A 17,303-nucleotide genomic window follows, 5' to 3' on the forward strand; every position below is an offset into this window, starting at 1 on the left:
GCGCCGATGGTACTGCAGGGGGGACCCTGTGGGAGAGTAGGACACCGCCGAACAATTTTTGGGAAAACCCCCGTGCCATTCGGCACGGGGGTTTTCTGCGTTTAGGGTCGATGCCATGCGCTATGACCTCGTCATCTTCGACAACGACGGCGTTCTTGTCGACAGTGAACCGATCTCCAATCGCCACCTCGCCGCCTATCTGACGGAGCTCGGGCATCCGACCTCCTATGAGGACTCCATCCGGGACTACATGGGCTCCGCCATGCACCGGATCCATGACCTCGTCCTGGAGCGGACCGGGCAGCGGTTGCCGGCGGACTTCGACGATGTCTTCCATGCGAGGGTGTTCGCCGCGTTCGAGCGGGAGTTGAACGCCGTGGACGGCGTCACCGGCGTACTGGAGAAGCTGACGGCGGACGGGGTGCCGTACTGTGTCGCGTCCTCCGGTAGCCATGAGCGGATCCGGGTGGGGCATCGGGCGGCCGGACTCGACCGGTGGTTCGAGGACGGGCGGATCTTCAGTTCGGAGGATGTGGGGCGCGGGAAGCCCGCGCCGGATCTGTTTCTGCACGCCGCTGAGCGGATGGGGGTCGAGCCCGGGCGCTGTGTGGTGGTCGAGGACAGTCCCCTGGGGGTACAGGCGGCCAACGCGGCGGGGATGGACGTGTACGGGTTCACCGCGATGACGCCCGCCGCCAAGCTCGCCGGAACCACGCAACTCTTCTCCGACATGGGCGAGTTGGTGGACCTGCTCGTCTGACATTTGTCATGCCGAGCTCCGGACGATCGTTTCTACTGGCGCCCCCCTGCCGGACGAGAAGCTGAGGGCATGACGACGAAGACGAACTCGAAGCGCGCGAACCTGGCTCCTCTGATCGTGGACGTGGCTGTGCCGATCGGGGCGTACTACCTGCTCAAGGACGGGCTCGGGATGAGCACGTTGATGGCGCTGGGCCTCAGCAGTGTCGTCCCGGCCGTGCGGACCGGCTGGAGTGTGGTGAAGGAGCGGACGGTCAACGGTCTGGCCGCCCTCATTCTCGTCGTCAACGTCGTGGGGCTGCTGCTCAGCTTCGTGGCCGGCGACCCGCGGCTGATGCTCGCCAAGGACAGCGGGGTCAGCAGTGTGATCGGGATCGGCATCCTCGTTTCCGTCGCGCTGGGGAGGCCGATGATGACCGCGGGCATGAAGCCCTGGCTGGTGAAGGGGATCGCGGAGCGGGAGGCCGCCTGGGCGCGGCTCCAGGGCAGGTCGGCGGACTTCCGGCGGGCCGAGCGCAGGTTCTCCGTGGTGTGGGGGGTCGTACTGCTGACGGAGTGTGTGCTGCGGGTCGTGGGGGCGTACACGCTGCCGGTGGACACGATGGTGTGGCTCGGGTCCGTGGTCATGGTCGTGTCGATGGCGGTGGCCTTCCTGGTCAGCGGGGCGATCGGGGCCGGACCCATGGCCCGGATGCTCGTCGCCGAGACGAAGGGCTGCGCCCCCGTGAGGCCGGAAGTCGCCCTCGCCCGATAAAGCTGAGGGAAACTCATCTTTGGCTGGATCTACCCACGAGTACGCCGGGGCCCTACGCTCGCCGCCATGACAGATGTGCTGCGGCGCGGTAGGGCCTCGCTGGCGTTCAGCTTCTTCGCGCAAGGCGTCGCCTTCGCTCTGCTGGTGACTAGGATCCCCGCGATCCAGGACCGGTACGGCGTCTCCGACGCGCTGCTGCCCGCCTTCCTGGCCGCCGTGCCGATCCTGGCCGGGGTCGGGAGCGTCTCGACCGAGCACCTGGTGAAGCGAATACGGCCCAGCCGGCTGCTGCGGTTCGCCCAGCCCGTCGTGCTCCTGGCGCTGCTCGGCGTGGGAGCCGGGGACTCGACGGTCGAGCTGGGGGTCTCGCTCGCCGCCTTCGGGCTCGCCGTCGGCATGCTCGACGCCTCCATGAACATGCTCGGGGTGAGCCTGCAGCGGTCGTACGGGCGCAGCATCATGCTGAGCTTCCACGCGGTGTTCAGTCTTGGCGGGATCGTGGGGGCCTCGCTCGCCTGGGTCGGGGCGCACTGGCATCTCGCGCTGTTCGTGTCCTATCTGCCCGTCGTGGTGGTGCTGGTGCCGCTGTGCCTGGTGGGGAGTCGGTGGTACGTCGACGGTGACGGGACCGCCGTGGAGGAGAAGGCGCAGGGTGGTGGGGACGGGCTCGTCTTCAAGCTGCTGCTGCCGCTGTGTCTGGTGATGACCTTCGCCTATATCGGGGACTCCACCGTCTCCAACTGGAGCGCCAAGTACCTTCAGGACGTGCTCGGGAGCAGTGAGCAGCTGGCGACCGTGCCGTACAACGTCTACATGGTGACGACCCTGCTGGGGCGGGCCGTGGGGGACTTCGGGGTGCGGCGGTTCGGGGCGGCGACGGTCGTACGGGCCGGGGCGCTGGTGGCGGCCGGGGGGTTCGCGGTGGTCGCCGTGGCGCCCGGGCCGTGGGTGGGGATGCTCGGGTTCACGCTGCTGGGGATGGGGTTGTGCGTGCTGGTGCCGCAGACCTTCGCGGCGGCGGGGCGGTTGTTCCCGGGGGCGTCGGACGCGGCGGTCGCGCGGCTCAATGTCTTCAACTACGTGGGGTTCCTGGTCGGTTCGCCGTTGGTGGGGGCCTTGGGGGACGCGTGGAGCTATCGCGGGGCCATGCTGGTGCCGATGGTGTTGGTGCTGGTGACGCTGGTGTACGCCAAGTCGTTCGCGGCTCAACCGGACCGATACGGTGGCGGGCATGAGCGGCCGCGCACAGCTGATGTGGGACGAGGCAGTAACGGGCTATGACTTCGGTCCGGACCATCCGATGGATCCGGTCCGGCTGGACCTGACCCGGCGACTGGTGGACGCCTTCGGGCTGGACCGGGACGTGGAGGTCGTGGCCGCGAAGGCGGCGGGCGAGTCGACGCTGCGGCTCGTGCACCGGCAGGACTACGTCGAGGCCGTGAAGGCGGCTTCCGTGGATCCCGGGGCGGCCGACCAGTCGTACGGGCTGGGGACGATGGACGATCCGGCCTTCGAGCGGATGCACGAGGTGTCGGCGCTGATCGCCGGGCAGTCGGTGGGGGCGGCGGAGGCGGTGTGGCGCGGGGAGGCGCTGCACGCGGTGAACTTCGCGGGCGGGCTGCACCATGCGATGCCGGGGGGAGCGTCCGGGTTCTGCATCTACAACGACGCCTCGCTCGCCATCGCGCGACTGCTGGAGCTGGGGGCCCGGCGGGTCGCCTATGTGGATGTCGACGTGCATCACGGGGACGGGGTGCAGGCGGCGTTCTGGGAGGATCCGCGGGTGCTGACGATCTCGCTGCACGAACATCCTCGGACGCTGTTTCCGCAGACCGGGTGGCCCGAGGAGACGGGGGCGGACTCGGCCGAGGGCAGCGCGGTGAATGTGGCGCTGCCGGCGGGGACGGGGGACGCGGGGTGGTTGCGGGCGTTCCACGCCGTGGTGCCGGAGCTCATCGCGGACTTCCGGCCGGATGTGCTGGTGACACAGCACGGGGCGGACACGCACTTCGAGGATCCGCTGGCTCATCTCGCGGTGTCGTTGGACGCTCAGCGGGCTGTGCAGGTGGCGTGTCATGAGCTGGCGCACGAGTACGCCGGGGGGAAATGGATCGCGCTCGGGGGTGGGGGGTACGCCGTGGTGGATGTCGTGCCCCGGTCCTGGACGCATCTGGTGGGGATCGCCGCGGGCCGGGCCATCGAGCCCGAGGCGATGATTCCCGAGGGCTGGCGGCAGGAAGTGTTCGCCCGGACGCGGCAGTTGGCGCCGGCGCGGATGACCGACGGGCGGTGGCCGGTGTCCTATGCGGAGTGGGATGCGGGGTACGACCCTGCGGACCGGCTGGATCAGGCTGTGCTGGCTACTCGGCGGGCGGTGTTTCCGTTGCGAGGGCTCCTTGCCTGAGGGGCGCCCACGGAAGTGCCTCGCTGTGTCGTAGGGCGGCTGCGGGTGCTTTGTGGCTGGTCGCGCCCGCGCGGCGGAGCCGCATATCGATACAGCCCCGCGCCCCTGACTACTCCGACCGTGCGGTGTATTTCTGTTCCCCCACCTTCCTCACTCCCCATCCGCCACGATCACCATCGTGTTGAGCACCGGCGCCCTCCGCGCCCATCTGCTGGCCGCCCGTCTCGCCGGACCCGTGGCCACCTCGCGGGAGGAGAGTCTGCGGAGTTATCGGTTGTTCGCGGCTCGGGACCCGAGGGTGCTGATCGGGATTGATCCTGAGGGGGCGTGGACCGAGCGGGATCTGATCGGTCTCATGGCTGACAAGTGCGGGGTTTCGGGCAATCCTCGGCATAGAACCGGCAACGATGTGATCGATCCTGAACGGACGCTCGTCGCGCTCGACGCCTTCGCGGAGCGGCTCGCGGCAGTCGCCCAGCGCAGTGGGACCGTGCTTCTCGGCACCGGCCATCCGCACCGACTGCTCGGGTTCTACGCCGCCCTCGCGGACGCCCTCTCGGCGGCGGGATGTACCGTCCTCACCTCTGCGCATGGTCGCCGTGTCGACATAACGACCCGGTTCGGTCTACGCACGTACAACCTTCAGTACGTACGAGGAGTCGCGCTCCTGCGAGAACCGGACGGGAAGAGCTCCGGTGGTGAGCCGGGCGCACACACGCACTCACCGCTGCCGGTTCGTACCGCGCTGGCGGCCGCGGCGGAGAGCGGCGGGCCGCTTCCGGAGCTCGTGATCGGGGATCACGGATGGGTCTGCGGAGCAGGTCAGCTGGGGTTCGAGGCGATTGGGCCCGCGGATACGGATGACCCCGCGCTCTTCGTGGGGGAGGCTGAGAGGGTCGTGTCCGTCGTCGTTCCACTTGATGACGCTGTGCGGTCTGATTACTACCGGCCGCTGACCCGCTACGTACTCAATCGAGCGTGTCTGTCACAGTAGGCCGCCGATGGGTGCACCTCTTCCCCACTTGCATCACCCGCCCCTACATTGGGGAGTGAGCACGCAGCGACGAAGAGTCACCGGAAGGGGAAGCCGGTGGCCGTCGAGTGCGGAAGGTTCAGGTGTGTCATGGCTGCTGAACAGAGGCCTCTGAGTGAGGTTCAGTTCCTTACCGTGGCGGAAGTCGCCTCGGTGATGCGAGTGTCGAAGATGACCGTGTACCGGCTGGTGCACAGCGGTCATCTGCCCGCGATCAGGGTGGGACGGTCCTTCCGTGTCCCCGAGAACGCGGTTCACGAGTACCTCCGCGAGAGTTATGTGGGGGTGGAGACGGCCTGACGGTGACCGGACTCGGGGAGGTTCCAAGGGGGCCTCAGGGCACTCGTGGACCCCTGCCGGATCTCCCCGGTTCACCTCGATTACGACCTCAGCGCTCGGGCGGGTAGGCTGACCCCTCGTAGGTCGTATGGGCCCATGGCGCCCAGCACCGAGTGATGAGAAGTGAGCGAGGGTAGTCGTGGGCTCTGTTATCAAGAAGCGGCGCAAGCGGATGGCCAAGAAGAAGCACCGCAAGCTGCTCAAGCGCACGCGCGTTCAGCGTCGCAACAAGAAGTAGGCGACACCGCGTAAGCGTGTTTGTGGCCCTCCACCTGATATCGGTGGAGGGCCACACGCGTGTCAGGACGTGGCAGTGGGCTGGATGTCGTCACCTCGTGCAGTGGGCGGTCATCACAGCGCAACATCGAACCGCTAAGTTGGCGGAACACGGGGAACGCGGCACAGGACTGGGGCTGTACAAGGGCTGTACCAGGACTGGCACCAGGACTGGACTACGGCTGGAAGGAAGGCGCTGATCTTGGGAAAGGTCGTGCTCGTCACCGGAGTGGCCCGACAGCTGGGGGGCCGTTTCGTACGACGCATACAGCGTGACCCGCAGGTGGACCGGGTGATCGCCGTGGACGCGGTGTCGCCGGAGCATCATCTGGGCGGTGCCGAATTCATCCAGGCCGACATCAGGCAGCCCGGGATCGCGCGGGTACTGGCCGAGACGGCTGCCGACACCGTCGTACACCTGGATGTGACGGCCATGGCGCTCGGCAGCGGGAGCCGGACCACGGTCAAGGAGACCAACGTCATCGGCACCATGCAGTTGCTCGGTGCCTGCCAGAAGTCGCCGAACGTGCGGCGGCTCGTGGTGAAGTCCAGTACGAACGTCTACGGGTCCGCGCCCCGTGACCCCGCCGTCTTCACGGAGACCACCCCGCCCAAGTCCCTGCCCTCCGGCGGCTTCGCCAAGGACACGGTCGAGGTCGAGGGGTATGTGCGGGGCTTCGCGCGGCGGCGGCCGGACGTGGCCGTGTGCGTGCTCAGGTTCGCGAACATACTGGGACCGACGGCGGACACCCCGCTCGCCTCGTACTTCGCGCTGCCGGTGCTGCCGACGGTGTTCGGGTACGACCCCCGGCTGCAGTTCGTGCACGAGGACGACGTGGTCGAGGTGCTCAGGATCGCCTCGCACGAACCGGAGCGGGGCACGCTCAACAGCGGCACCTTCAACATCGCGGGCGACGGCGTCCTGTTGCTGTCACAGTGTTCCCGGCGGCTCGGCCGGCCCACCGTGCCCCTGCTGCTGCCGGCCGTCACCTGGGCCGGGTCGCTGGTGCGTACGCTGGGGATGACGGACTTCTCGCCCGAGCAGATCCGGCTGCTGACCCACGGCCGGGTTGTGTCGACGGTCCAGATGCGCGAGACGCTCGGATTCCGGCCGAAGTACACGACGGCCGAGACCTTCGCGGACTTCGCGCGCAGCCAGGGCCGCGGGCTGCTGCCGCCGGAGGCCCTCGCGGGGGCCGTCGACCGGATCGCCGCGCTGCCGTCCCTGGCGGGCAGCGGCAACCCCCCGACGCAGAGCGCCAACTGAGGAGCGCATCAACGATGGCGGACGCCAAGGTCATTCCGTTCGACGACGACCGGTCCCGCGCAGGCGCCGTACAGCGGCCGGCGCGGCGCCGCGGCGCGGGGAGCCGGCGCAAGGGCACCGAGCCCGGGCTGGTCCGTGAGGTCCACCCCCTGCCCAGCGGGGTCTCCGCGCAGGATGATGTTCCTGTGACGCGTGAGGAAGAGCCGCCGCAGCAGGCGACCGACGAGGGCGGCGAGGGCGGCCTGGAGCGGCGGATCGCCGGGGGCCTGAGTTTCCTGCGCCGCCGTCTCACCGGGGACTACGAGGTCGACGACTTCGGCTACGACGAGGAACTCACCGACCAGGTCCTGATGTCCCTGCTGCGGCCGGTGTACGAGAAGTACTTCCGGGTCGAGGTGAAGGGCGTCGAGAACATCCCCGCGGAGGGAGGCGCGCTGATCGTCGCCAACCACTCCGGGACGCTGCCGCTGGACGGCCTGATGATGCAGGTCGCCGTCCACGACCACCACCCCGCGAACCGGCATCTACGGCTGCTGGCGGCGGACCTGGTGTTCATGCTGCCGGTGGTCAACGAACTCGCCCGCAAGGCCGGTCACACCCTCGCCTGCGCCGAGGACGCCGAACGGCTGCTGGGGCGCGGGGAACTGGTCGGAGTGATGCCGGAGGGCTTCAAGGGCATCGGCAAGCCCTTCAGCGAGCGATACAAGCTCCAGCGCTTCGGCCGGGGCGGCTTCGTGTCCACGGCCCTGCGTCAGCGCACCCCGATCATCCCGTGCTCGATCGTGGGCGCGGAGGAGATCTACCCGATGATCGGCAACGCGAAGACCCTCGCGCGTCTGCTGGGCTTCCCGTACTTCCCGCTGACGCCGACCTTCCCGTGGCTCGGGCCGCTGGGCGCGGTCCCGCTCCCGACCAAGTGGACGATCCAGTTCGGCGAGCCGATCCCCACGGACGGCTATCCGCCGGAGGCCGCCGAGGACCCGATGCTGATGTTCAACCTGACCGACCAGGTCAGGGAACAGATCCAGCACACGCTGTACAAGTTGCTCGTGCAGCGGCGGTCGGTGTTCTTCTGAGGTGAGGTTCGGTACGACGGTGGGGGCGCCCTTCGCAGGAAGGGCGCCCCCACCGTCGTACCGGAAGAGCTAGCCGTCCTCGCTGTTGATGCCCAGGCCGGGCAGGAGGCCCGGGAGGAGGGGCGGGAGGGTGACGTCCGGGTCGGCCGAGGGGGCCGGGGACGTCGGGGTGGCGGTGCCGGTGTCCTTCGGCGGGTCGAGGAGGCCCCCGGTGCTGCCGCCGATCAGGCCGTCGTCCTCGCCACCCGAGGAGGCCGACTTGCTCGGACTGCTGCCGCCGTTGTTCTCGGCGGAGCCGCCGGTGCCAGGAGCCGTCGAGCGGCCGGAACCGGTCGAGGTGTCCGAGGACGCCGAGCCGGAGCCGCGCTGCCGTTGGCCTCCCTTGCCGCCGCTCTGGGCCGGGGACTGGGGGAGCCGGGACTGGAGCGGCGCGACCTCTTCGTCTATGGCGTCGAAGACGTCGGACACCTGCTCGCTGACATCGCCGAGCTGGACGGGCAGCCGCTCGCGCAGTGCGCCCCAGGCCTCGCGGTGCGAGCGCGAGAAGCTGGAGAGGGCCTGGATGGGACCCAGGGCGTTCGGGTCGCGCTCGTACGCCTCGTGCAGCAGCCGGTGCCCCTCGGAGGCGTCGTACTGCATGCCGGACAGTGCGCGGCGGATCTCGCCCACGGACTCGTGGTCGAGGTGACCGCCCCGGCCGCGCTCCATCAGGCGGCGGGCCTCGTTCAGCCGGGTGGAGGCCTGGTCGAGGTAGGCGACACCGCGCTCGTCGTCGCCGTCGGACATGTAGGTGAGCTTGAAGTCCTCGATGCCGCGCTTGAGGCCGTACAGCGAGTCCCCGGGCAGGGCGTCCGAGCTGGCCGCGGCCACTCCGCCGAAGGCCCCGGCGGCGACTCCGACGCTCAGGCCGCCCGCGGCCAGGCCCTTGGTGAGCCGGGAACGCGGTCGCAGTTTCCCGAGCGGGCTCGCCCGGTGGGTGCTCCTGGCCCGATGGGAGCGCTGCTCGGGAACCGCGGGTTCCGCCCCGTCGCCCTCCAACAGCATGGCCTCCATCGCGGCCACCAGCTGGGCTCGCTGGACGACCTTGACCTCCGGGTCCAGCTCAGGCCTGGGCAGTTCGCCGAGACACTCCGCGAGGGCCAAAAGGCGGTCCGGATCGGGATGGTCCGCGGCGGCCGGCGCTGGTCCTTCGGACTGCTCGGCCGCCGGGTCCCGGTCGGACTGCTCCTCCAGGGCCTGGGCGAAGGCGTTCGCCCGCCGGTGCGCCGATACGTTCGCGATCACTGGCGGCACCTCCTCTCGTCATGACGGTCGACTCCCCAGGGGGTCCTGAGGGTTGCACACCCTGAGCACAAGCACACGATCGAGTGATCGCGGTCGGCCAGGGAGTGACCACAGGGAGCCTGCATCCCGCACAACGAGTGGCGCGGCACTTGGGTTACGGACTGCGGATGATCGGATCGGGAAGGCAACGGACTTTCACCGAGAGCGAGTTGACGGTTACCGGGCGTGCGATCTCAACGGGCGTCGTCCGGGAGGAGCCGGGCCAGGGTGCGGACGGCCCGGTACTGGAGGGTTTTGATGGCCCCCTCGTTCTTGCCCATCACCCGGGCTGTCTCGGCGACCGACAGGCCCTGGAGGAACCGGAGGGTCACGCACTCCTGCTGCTGGGGGTTGAGCCGGCGGACGGCGTCCAGCAGCGCGGCGTTGGAGAGGGACTCCAGGACGGAGTCCTCGGGCGAGCGCTCGACCTCGTTGGCGTCGAGCATCTCGCCGGTGGTGACCTCCAGCCGGAACCGGCTCGACTTGAAGTGGTCGGCGACGAGGTTGCGGGCGATGGTGACGAGCCAGGCGCCGAAGTCACGGCCCTGCCAGGTGAAGGTGCCGATCCTTCTGAGCGCGCGCAGGAACGTCTCGCTCGTCAGGTCCTCGGCGGTGGCCTTACCTCCTACCCGGTAATAGATGTACCGGTACACGGTGTCGCTGTACTGGTCGTACAGGCGGCCGAAGGCGTCGGCCTCGCCGGCCTGGGCACGTTCGACCAGGTCCATCATGCGGGCGCTGTCGCTGTCCGCGGCGGGACGGCGGGCGGGGGCGGCGCCGGTAGAACGCCCTCGTCTGCCGACGGCCGCGGAGCCGTCGGCCAGTGCGTAGCACGGGCCGATCGGTGCCGCGGCTACGGCGAGGGCGGGGACGGCGTACGCGGTGGGGACGAAGCCGCGCAACAGGTCTTGGACCGTTGCGCGCAGCGTAGCCAGGCCCGAGGCGTCAACCCCGACGTGTGGGTACACGGGACTCCCAGAGGCAGAGCTTCCATCACGTGCAGTGCGGGACCGTTCACCCGTCGTAGCGACGGAGGGGTACCGGATTGCGTCTGAGGAGAATAACGCTTAGTGCAGGCACTGCTACACCCAGTTGCTCTATTCATCGATTACGTCGCTTCTGTAACCGATTGGGAGCCGTTCAAGTGCCACAGAGTGACCGGTTGTTGATCGAAGACGGTCGTGTTCTGCCAGGGAACGGGGCGAGTTGTGGCCGTGTGCAGCCAATGTGCCTGCACACAGGGTTACGGGGGCAAAACTCGTGGATTGGCGTGTTGCCCGGCTACCGGCGGCGCTTGTGCAGGGCGATCGCCGCCGCCGTGCCGCCCGCCACCGCTCCGACGCCCGCCGCCGCCGGGATGCCGACCTTGGCCGCCTTGCGGCCCGTGCGGTAGTCGCGCAGGCGCCAGTCCAGTCGACGGGCGTGCTTACGGAGCTTGGTGTCCGGGTTGATCGCGTAGGGGTGACCCACCAGCGAGAGCATCGGGATGTCGTTGTGGCTGTCGCTGTACGCCGCGCAGCGCGACAGGTCGAGACCCTCCGCCGCGGCCAGGGCCCGGACCGCCTCCGCCTTCGCGGGGCCGTGCAGGGGCTCGCCGACCAGCTTTCCCGTATAGACGCCGTCCACCGACTCCGCCACCGTGCCGAGGGCGCCGGTCAGGCCGAGGCGACGGGCGATCACCTGGGCGATCTCCACCGGGGCCGCGGTGACCAGCCACACCTTCTGACCGGCGTCCAGGTGCGCCTGCGCCAACGCGCGCGTGCCCGGCCAGATGCGCTCGGCCATGTACTCGTCGTAGATCTCCTCGCCGATCGACTGGAGCTCGGCGACGCGGTGGCCCTTGACGATGGAGAGCGCCGAGTCGCGGGCCTCCTGCATGTGTTCGGGGTCCTCGGAGCCGGCCAGCCGGAACCAGGCCTGCTGCCAGGCGAAACGGGCGAGGTCGCGGGTCTCGAAGAACTTCCGCTTGTACAGGCCGCGGCCGAAGTGGAAGAGGGACGCGCCCTGCATCACGGTGTTGTCCAGGTCGAAGAAGGCGGCGGCCTTGTCGTCGCCCAGGACCGGGAACTGTGACTCCGGTTCCGCACCAGGGGTCTCCTCGACCTCCTGGGAGGACTTGCGCGCGGCCTCCGCCGAGGCCTCGCCTGCCAACACGCTGCGCGCCGTGGCGGAGCGCCTACGGGGAGTGAGCCATCCGAGAGCGGCCATGGCGTGAGCATAGCCAGTTTGTTCGGTGGTTCCGGAGTCGAGAGGTTTGAAGGGTGTGAACACTCCGAGACTGTGCCGTTAAGCAGGCGCGCGGATCGAGGACGCCGCGCGGGAGAATGGCCCGTATGAGTCCCATCTTCCGCCGAAAGCAGGCCAGGCCCCCCGAGGACCGGCTCGTCACCCTGATCCGCAAGCCCGGTTGCCATCTGTGTGATGACGCACAACTGGTGATCGAGAAGGTGTGTGGAGATCTCGGGGTTCCCTGGGAGTACAAGGACATCGACCAGGACCCTCAACTCCACGAGCAGTACTGGGAACAGATCCCCGTCGTGCTCGTCGACGGTGAGCAGCACACTTTCTGGCGGGTGGACGGCGAGCGCCTCCGCAAGGCCCTGACCGACTAGTCCAACTCGTCCGGCCGGTCGCTTAGGATCGATGGCGAAGTGGTCTTGGGGGCGGGATTGATGAGGGAAGTGTGCGGTTTTGCCTCCGAGAGAGACGCGCGTGACCCCGGTCACGTTGGCCGGGCAAATCGGACACCATCTTTGTGCACGCGTTCACAAAGACATAGCCTGCATTCGACGGGGCGGTCCGGGGACGTGTGACCGCCTACAGCCCCGCTCTACCCGCAGGAGCACCGTGGCAACTGGCCGAACTCACCGACCGGCGACCCGTAGCCGAGGGATTCCCGAGGCCACCGTCGCCAGGCTTCCGCTGTACCTACGAGCCCTGACGGCACTGTCCGAGCGCTCGGTACCCACGGTCTCCTCCGAGGAGCTCGCGGCCGCCGCGGGGGTCAATTCCGCGAAGCTGCGCAAGGACTTTTCTTACCTGGGTTCCTACGGAACGCGCGGTGTCGGCTACGACGTCGAGTATCTCGTCTACCAGATCTCCCGCGAACTCGGCCTGACCCAGGACTGGCCGGTAGTGATCGTCGGCATCGGCAACCTCGGCGCCGCTCTCGCCAACTACGGCGGGTTCGCGTCCCGTGGATTCCGGGTCGCCGCGCTGATCGACGCCGATCCGGCGATGGCCGGCAAGCCCGTCGCGGGAATCCCGGTGCAGCACTCGGACGAACTGGAAAAGATCATCGAGGACAACGGCGTGTCCATCGGTGTCATCGCGACCCCCGCCGGTGCCGCCCAGCCGGTCTGCGACCGGCTCGTGGCCGCCGGGGTCACCTCCATCCTGAACTTCGCGCCGACCGTGCTGTCGGTGCCGGACGGCGTCGACGTGCGCAAGGTCGACCTCTCCATCGAGCTGCAGATCCTCGCCTTCCACGAGCAGCGCAAGGCCGGTGAGGAGGCCGCCGCGTCCGATGGCGCCGGTCCGGTCGCCGCAGGCCGCGACGCCGCCTCCGCCGACAAAGGGCCCGACGGGGACGTACCCGCCGTGATGCCGGCATGAGTCTCCTCGTCGTCGGGCTGAGCCACCGCAGCGCGCCGGTCAGTGTGCTGGAGCGGGCGGCGCTGCATGCCGATGCGCAGGTGAAGCTGCTGCAGGACACGGTCGCCGCGGAGCCGGCCACGGAAGCCGCGGTGCTCGCGACCTGCAACCGGATCGAGCTGTACGCCGACGTGGACAAGTTCCACGCGGGCGTGGCCGAGCTGTCGACGCTGCTTGCTCAGCACAGCGGGGTGGGGCTTGATGAGCTCACTCCCTATCTGTACGTGCACTACGAGGACCGGGCCGTCCATCACCTCTTCTCCGTGGCCTGTGGGCTCGACTCCATGGTCGTGGGCGAGGGCCAGATCCTCGGGCAGATCAAGGACTCGCTTGCCCGGGCTCAGGAGCTGCACACCGCCGGGCGGCTGCTGAACGACCTGTTCCAGCAGGCGCTGCGGGTCGGGAAGCGGGCGCACTCCGAGACCGGGATCGACCGGGCGGGGCAGTCGCTGGTGACGTTCGGGCTGGAGCAGCTGGCTCTGGGCGCGGAGGTGTCCGACTGGGCGCGCGGGAAGAAGGCGCTGGTCATCGGGGCCGGGTCGATGTCCTCGCTGGCAGCGGCGACGCTGGCGCGGGTGGGCGTTTCCGAGATCGTGATCGCCAACCGGACCGCTGAGCGGGCCGAGCGGCTCGCGGAGATCCTCAATGACGCCGGGAACGTGGTTGCCCGTGCGGTACCGATGGATTCGGTGTCGGACGAGCTGACACGTGCCGATGTCGTGGTGTCTTGTACGGGGGCTACTGGGCTGGTGCTTACTGCTGAGGCTGTTGCTTCGGCTGCGCCCGGTGTGGGGGCTGAGCGGGGGTGGGTCGCGCGGCCCGGCGCTGACGGGGTGCCGCCCGCGCCCACCCGTGCCGCCCCAAGCGGCACGACTGCCCGCAGCTTGGCGGAGCCAGTTGCTGAAGAGAACTGTCCGCTCGACCTGGCCCCCGTTCAGGCCACCGCCGGTTTCTCCGTGCTCGGGGAAGCCGCCGTCGCCGGCATGGCTGCCTCCGAGCTCGAGCAGCACGCCGCCTGGGTGGACAACGCGCCCCGGCCGCAGGGGGCCGTCACCGTCGTCGATCCCGTCCAGGAAGCCGACGTCATCGCCGCGCTCGCCGCCACCGCCGCCGTGATCGGGCGGGTGCCCGAGCGGCGCAGGCCCGAGCCCGTCGCCGAGATCCCGCGGCCGACCCCCTCGCTCTTCCTGCTCGACCTCGCCATGCCCCGGGACATAGACGCCGCCGTGCACCGGCTGGGCGGGGTGCGGCTGGTCGACATCGAGTCGCTCGCCGAGGCGTCGGCGGACGCGCCCATGGCGGCCGACGTCGACGAGGTCCGCCGTATCGTCGCGGACGAGGTCGCCGCCTTCGGGGCGGCGCTGCGGGCCGCGCACATCACGCCCACCGTCGTCGCGCTGCGCACCATGGCCGCCGATGTCGTCGCGAACGAGATCGCGCGGCTCGACGGGCGGCTGCCGGGCCTTGACGACAAGCAGCGCGGGGAGATCACGCAGACCGTGCGGCGCGTCGTCGACAAGCTGCTGCACGCGCCGACCGTACGGGTCAAGCAGCTCGCGGCCGAGCCCGGCGGAGCCGGGTACGCGGACGCGCTGCGGACCCTGTTCGACCTCGACCCCGAGACGGTGGCCGCCGTCTCCCGCGCCGAGGACAGCACCACCGATGAGAAAGACCGAGGCTCGTCATGAGTACCAAGGCGCTACGGCTCGGGACCAGGCGGAGCAGACTCGCCATGGCCCAGTCCGGGCGGGTGGCGGATGCCGTGAGCCAGGTGACCGGGCGGCCCGTCGAGCTCGTCGAGATCACCACGTACGGCGATGTGTCCAGGGAGGCGCTCGCGCAGATCGGCGGCACGGGTGTGTTCGTGACCGCGCTGCGTGAGGCCCTGCTCAAGGGCGAGGTCGACTTCGCGGTGCACTCGCTGAAGGACCTGCCGACCGGGCAGCCGGACGAGTTGGCGCTGGCCGCGCTCCCCGAGCGCGAGGACCCGCGCGATGTCCTGGTCGCCCGGGACGCCCTCAAGTTCACCGACCTGCCCCGCGGTGCCCGCATCGGTACCGGTTCGCCCCGGCGTACCGCGCAGCTGAACGCGTACGCCCGCGCGCACGGACTTGATATCGAGACGGTTGCGATCCGAGGGAACATAGACACCCGCGTGCGGTTCGTGCGCGATGGTGAACTGGATGCGGTCGTGCTGGCCGCGGCAGGGCTGCAGCGCATCGGCCGTATCGACGAAGTGACCGATTTCCTCTCGGTCGACACAGTTTTGCCCGCTCCCGGCCAGGGAGCACTCGCGATCGAGTGCACCGCGGACAACGCGGACCTGATCGCAGCGCTCGGCGAGCTCGACGACCCGTTCACGCGGGTCGCCGTGACCGCCGAGCGGTCACTGCTCGCCGCCCTGGAGGCCGGTTGCAGTGCCCCTGTGGGGGCGCTGGCCGACCTGCTGGCCGACGGGCAGATTGTCAAGGAAATGCGCCTGCGGGGCGTCGTCGGTACCACCGACGGCTCGCGCATGGTGCAGTTGTCCACCACCGGTCCCGTGCCCGAGTCGTACGACCAGGCAATGGCGCTCGGTCGCGAACTCGCGTCCGAGATGCTCGCCCAGGGCGCGGCCGGTCTGATGGGGGAGCGAGCACAGTGAGCCCCACCACCCTTCCCGCCGGTCCTGAACACGGGCACGTCACCTTCCTCGGTGCCGGACCCGGAGATCCGGGACTGCTGACTCTGCGCGCCGTCGAGGCGCTCACGAACGCGGACGTTCTCGTCGCCGGGCACGAGGTGCTCGACGTCGTGCGCGTCCACGCTCGGTCGGGCGTCGCCGTCGTGGACACGGACACCGAGTTGCCCTCGGCTCCGGGTCCGGGCACGGGCGCGCCCCAACTGACAGTCGTTGACGGCACGTCAACAACCCCTGCTGTCCCCGCTGTACGGGATGCCGCACATCTTGTCATGGAGGCCGCACGGGGCGGCAGGCGGGTCGTGCGTGCGGTGTCCGGGGACCCCGGACTCGACGCGTACGCCGCCGAGGAGATGCTGGCCTGCGCCCGCGCGGGCGTTCCCTTCGAGGTCGTGCCCGGTGTGGCCGCGGCCGTCGGCGTACCCGCGTACGCCGGTGTCCCGCTGCGGGACGCGCAGGGTGCGGACGTGCGGTTCGTGGACGCGCGCACGGCCTCCGACCGGTGCTGGACGGAGGTGGGGGTGTCGGACGGGACCGTGGTCGTGTCGACGACCCTGGACTCCGTGGGCGCCGCCGCCGGGGAGCTGGTCGCCGCCGGGCGCAAGCCCGACACCCCGATGACGGTGACGGTCGCCGGTACGACCACGCGCCAGCGGACCTGGACGGCCACCCTGGGCACCATCGCCCAGACGCTCAAGCAGGCCAAGGTGCTGCCCTCGCCGGAGGGCAGCCGGCCGGTGATAGCCGTGGTCGGTGAGCGCTCGGCTGCCGCGCAGCGCGACCAGCTGTCGTGGTTCGAGAACAAGCCGCTGTTCGGCTGGAAGGTTCTCGTGCCGCGCACCAAGGAGCAGGCGGCCTCGCTCTCCGACCAGCTGCGGTCCTACGGGGCCGTGCCGCACGAGGTACCGACGATCGCGGTCGAGCCGCCGCGCACGCCCCAGCAGATGGAGCGGGCGGTCAAGGGGCTCGTGACCGGGCGCTACGAGTGGATCGCCTTCACCTCGGTCAACGCCGTCAAGGCCGTCCGGGAGAAGTTCGAGGAGTACGGGCTCGATGCCCGCGCCTTCGCGGGGATCAAGGTCGCCGCGGTGGGGGAGCAGACGGCGAACGCACTGGTCGCCTTCGGTGTGAAGCCCGATCTGGTGCCGAGCGGGGAGCAGTCCGCCGCCGGTCTGCTGGAGGACTGGCCGCCGTACGACCCCGTCTTCGACCCGATCGACCGGGTGTTCCTGCCGCGGGCCGACATCGCCACGGAGACCCTGGTCGCCGGGCTCATCGAGCTCGGGTGGGAGGTCGACGACGTCACCGCCTACCGGACCGTGCGGGCCTCGCCGCCGCCCGCGGACACGCGGGAGGCGATCAAGGGCGGCGGGTTCGACGCCGTTCTCTTCACGTCGTCGTCGACGGTGCGGAACCTGGTCGGTATCGCCGGGAAGCCGCACAACGTGACCGTGATCGCGTGTATCGGTCCCGCCACGGCGAAGACGGCCGAGGAGCACGGGCTTCGGGTGGACGTGATGGCTCCCGAGCCGTCCGTGCACAAGCTGGCCGAGGCGCTGGCCGACTTCGGGCTGCGACGCCGCGCTGCCGCGGTGGAGGCAGGGGATCCCGTGACGCGGCCGAGTGAGCGGCGGCCGGGGGCCAGGCGTCGTCGTACCACCTGAGGTGAGGTGAGTCTCCAGGTTCTCCGGCAGGTGAGGAGGGCCTGGAGGGCGCCGCCCGGCCCCGCGGAGAGCTT

At 69.7% G+C, this 17,303-nt stretch carries 17 protein-coding genes; 14 read left to right on the plus strand and 3 right to left on the minus strand.

The features are described 5' to 3' along the window. Positions 1–115 precede the first annotated feature (115 nt). The 9 genes from ABZT93_RS00005 (at position 116) to ABZT93_RS00045 (ending at position 7,908) form a co-directional block, all read left to right on the plus strand. The gene (locus tag ABZT93_RS00005) at positions 116–760 is read left to right on the plus strand and encodes an HAD family hydrolase (protein ID WP_356096563.1); all 645 of its coding nucleotides are present in this window, start codon (positions 116–118) and stop codon (positions 758–760) included. A gap of 69 nt (positions 761–829) precedes the next feature. Continuing rightward, positions 830–1,513, plus strand: a complete 684-nt coding sequence (locus tag ABZT93_RS00010) for a VC0807 family protein (protein ID WP_356096566.1) — start codon at positions 830–832, stop codon at positions 1,511–1,513. A 66-nt stretch (positions 1,514–1,579) separates the two neighbouring features. Beyond that, positions 1,580–2,794, plus strand: coding sequence for an MFS transporter (locus ABZT93_RS00015; RefSeq protein WP_356096568.1), 1,215 nt, complete (start codon positions 1,580–1,582; stop codon positions 2,792–2,794). After that, complete coding sequence (locus ABZT93_RS00020; protein WP_356096569.1) at positions 2,745–3,917, plus strand: acetoin utilization protein AcuC; 1,173 nt, start codon at positions 2,745–2,747, stop codon at positions 3,915–3,917. Before ABZT93_RS00015 ends, ABZT93_RS00020 begins: the two co-directional genes overlap by 50 nt. A gap of 178 nt (positions 3,918–4,095) precedes the next feature. Beyond that, positions 4,096–4,911 carry a phosphatase gene (locus ABZT93_RS00025; protein ID WP_356096572.1) on the plus strand — a complete coding sequence of 272 codons (816 nt, stop codon included), beginning with the start codon at positions 4,096–4,098 and terminating at the stop codon, positions 4,909–4,911. Between the two features lie 129 nt (positions 4,912–5,040). Beyond that, positions 5,041–5,250, plus strand: coding sequence for a helix-turn-helix domain-containing protein (locus ABZT93_RS00030; RefSeq protein WP_016437488.1), 210 nt, complete (start codon positions 5,041–5,043; stop codon positions 5,248–5,250). A 178-nt stretch (positions 5,251–5,428) separates the two neighbouring features. Beyond that, the gene (locus tag ABZT93_RS00035; RefSeq protein ID WP_003948845.1) at positions 5,429–5,527 is read left to right on the plus strand and encodes an AURKAIP1/COX24 domain-containing protein; all 99 of its coding nucleotides are present in this window, start codon (positions 5,429–5,431) and stop codon (positions 5,525–5,527) included. 240 nt (positions 5,528–5,767) lie between these two features. Continuing rightward, positions 5,768–6,832: an NAD-dependent epimerase/dehydratase family protein gene (locus ABZT93_RS00040; RefSeq protein WP_356096575.1), complete on the plus strand. Its 1,065-nt coding sequence runs from the start codon at positions 5,768–5,770 to the stop codon at positions 6,830–6,832. A 14-nt stretch (positions 6,833–6,846) separates the two neighbouring features. After that, a complete protein-coding gene (locus ABZT93_RS00045; protein WP_356096577.1) occupies positions 6,847–7,908 on the plus strand; it encodes a lysophospholipid acyltransferase family protein in 1,062 nt (353 codons plus the stop codon). Positions 7,909–7,977: 69 nt separating this feature from the next. Here ABZT93_RS00045 and ABZT93_RS00050 read toward each other — a convergent pair whose 3' ends face one another. The 3 genes from ABZT93_RS00050 to ABZT93_RS00060 form a co-directional block, all read right to left on the minus strand. Beyond that, positions 7,978–9,192 carry a DUF5667 domain-containing protein gene (locus tag ABZT93_RS00050; protein ID WP_356096580.1) on the minus strand — a complete coding sequence of 405 codons (1,215 nt, stop codon included), beginning with the start codon at positions 9,190–9,192 and terminating at the stop codon, positions 7,978–7,980. Positions 9,193–9,425: 233 nt separating this feature from the next. Further along, complete coding sequence (locus ABZT93_RS00055) at positions 9,426–10,199, minus strand: ECF subfamily RNA polymerase sigma factor, BldN family (RefSeq protein WP_356096583.1); 774 nt, start codon at positions 10,197–10,199, stop codon at positions 9,426–9,428. 313 nt (positions 10,200–10,512) lie between these two features. Continuing rightward, positions 10,513–11,439, minus strand: a complete 927-nt coding sequence (locus ABZT93_RS00060) for an HAD-IB family hydrolase (RefSeq protein ID WP_356096586.1) — start codon at positions 11,437–11,439, stop codon at positions 10,513–10,515. A 125-nt stretch (positions 11,440–11,564) separates the two neighbouring features. Here ABZT93_RS00060 and ABZT93_RS00065 point away from each other — a divergent pair, with 125 nt between their 5' ends. From ABZT93_RS00065 to ABZT93_RS00085, 5 genes are all read left to right on the plus strand, one after another. Further along, a complete protein-coding gene (locus ABZT93_RS00065; RefSeq protein WP_356096589.1) occupies positions 11,565–11,843 on the plus strand; it encodes a glutaredoxin family protein in 279 nt (92 codons plus the stop codon). A gap of 235 nt (positions 11,844–12,078) precedes the next feature. Then, positions 12,079–12,846, plus strand: coding sequence for a redox-sensing transcriptional repressor Rex (locus tag ABZT93_RS00070; protein WP_356096592.1), 768 nt, complete (start codon positions 12,079–12,081; stop codon positions 12,844–12,846). Next, positions 12,843–14,573: a glutamyl-tRNA reductase gene (locus tag ABZT93_RS00075; protein WP_356096595.1), complete on the plus strand. Its 1,731-nt coding sequence runs from the start codon at positions 12,843–12,845 to the stop codon at positions 14,571–14,573. The genes ABZT93_RS00070 and ABZT93_RS00075 overlap by 4 nt, the downstream gene beginning before the upstream one ends. Next, a complete protein-coding gene (gene hemC / locus ABZT93_RS00080; protein WP_356096598.1) occupies positions 14,570–15,529 on the plus strand; it encodes a hydroxymethylbilane synthase in 960 nt (319 codons plus the stop codon). Before ABZT93_RS00075 ends, hemC begins: the two co-directional genes overlap by 4 nt. Then, positions 15,526–17,229, plus strand: a complete 1,704-nt coding sequence (locus ABZT93_RS00085; protein WP_356096601.1) for a bifunctional uroporphyrinogen-III C-methyltransferase/uroporphyrinogen-III synthase — start codon at positions 15,526–15,528, stop codon at positions 17,227–17,229. Before hemC ends, ABZT93_RS00085 begins: the two co-directional genes overlap by 4 nt. The last annotated feature ends 74 nt before the right edge of the window (positions 17,230–17,303 follow it).

It is taken from the genome of Streptomyces sp. NPDC005303 (assembly GCF_040607335.1).
GTDB lineage: Bacteria > Actinomycetota > Actinomycetes > Streptomycetales > Streptomycetaceae > Streptomyces.